Here is a 1,616-nt window from a genome sequence, read left to right on the forward strand (position 1 = left end):
CGCGGCGGCATCATCCTCTCCAACGACGCCGAGATCGCCAAGAAGATCAACTCCGCGGTGTTCCCCGGCCAGCAGGGCGGGCCGCTGGAGCACGTCATCGCCGGCAAAGCCGTGGCGTTCAAGATCGCCGCGTCCGAGGAGTTCAGGGAGCGCCAGGAACGCGTCCTGGCCGGCGCCCGGATCCTCGCCGAGCGCCTGGTCCAGCCGGACGTGACCGCCAAGGGCATCAACGTGATCTCCGGCGGCACCGACGTGCACCTGGTCCTGGTGGACCTGCGCGAGTGTGAGCTGAACGGGCAGGAAGCCGAGGACCGCCTCGCGGACATCGACATCACCGTCAACCGCAACGCCGTGCCGTTCGATCCGCGCCCGCCGATGGTCACCTCCGGGCTGCGGATCGGCACCCCGGCGCTGGCCACCCGCGGCTTCGGCGAGGCGGCCTTTACCGAGGTTGCCGACATCATCGCCGAGGCCCTGACCGCCGACGCCGGCGCGGACCTGTCCGGTCTGCGTTCCCGGGTGGAGGCCCTCGCCGCCGCCCACCCGCTCTACCCCTCGGTTGCTAACCTCGCCTAGCGCTCAATGGGCGCATCATCGCACCGGTCCAGGGTCATTGGGGGGCCGGGACCGGTGCGGTGAGCCCCGCCTCTAGTCATTGACCATCATTCTCTTTCTCCGCGGAAGGTACGCATCATGGCAGTTGGAGTCTTCGACCTCTTTTCCATCGGAATAGGGCCATCCAGTTCCCACACCGTTGGCCCCATGCGGGCCGCCGCCGTGTTTGCTGAAGAACTCAAGTCCCTCGGCAAGCTGGCAGAGGCGGCGTCGCTCCGGGTGGACCTCTACGGCTCCCTCGCCGCGACCGGCCACGGCCACGGCACCATGACCGCCATTCTGCTCGGACTCGAGGGCTTCCACCCCGAGCAGATCCTGCCCGAGGAAGTGGAGGAACGGCTCGCCACGATCGCCGAGACCGGCACCCTGCAGCTGGCCGGCTCGGTCGCCCTGCCGTACGGCGTCCAGGACATGATCCTGCGCCCCCTGACCATCCTGCCCCGGCACACCAACGGAATGACGTTCACGGTCTCCGACGCCGAAGGCGAAGTCCTCCACCGCGCCACGTTCTTCTCCGTCGGCGGCGGCTTCATCGTCCGCGAGGGCGAGGAGGACGCGGCCCTGAAGGAACTCGACGAATCCAAGAAGGAACTTCCCCTGCCGTTCCGCACGGCCGCCGAACTGCTGGAACACTGCCGGAAGACCTCGCTGAGCATCAGCGAGGTGATGCGGATCAACGAAGAGGACAGCCGGACCGAGGCCGAGATCCGTGCGGGGCTGCTGCACATCTACTCGGTGATGGAAGGCTGCGTCGAGGTCAGCCTCAAACGCACCGGGCTGCTGCCCGGCGGGCTCAAGGTCCGCCGCCGCGCCCCGGACTGGCACGAACGGCTCATGAAGGAAACCCGCGGCCAGGACCCCGACTACCGGGACCCGAAGTACTGGCAGGAATGGGTCAACCTGATCGCGCTGGCCGTGAACGAGGAAAACGCCTCCGGCGGCCGCGTCGTCACCGCCCCCACGAACGGCGCCGCCGGCATCATCCCGGCCGTGCTCTACTA

The 1,616-nt window shown here is 68.3% G+C and carries 2 protein-coding genes; both read left to right on the plus strand.

Annotation, left to right across the window (positions count from 1 at the left end):
* A partial coding sequence (locus AC1DFR_RS22295; RefSeq protein WP_476874497.1) for a PLP-dependent aminotransferase family protein occupies positions 1 to 576 on the plus strand: 576 nt, incomplete at its 5' end.
* A gap of 117 nt (positions 577 to 693) precedes the next feature.
* The coding region (locus AC1DFR_RS22300; RefSeq protein ID WP_476874498.1) for an L-serine ammonia-lyase at positions 694 to 1,616 on the plus strand (923 nt) is incomplete at its 3' end.

This window comes from Arthrobacter sp. 05T410 (assembly GCF_056396505.1).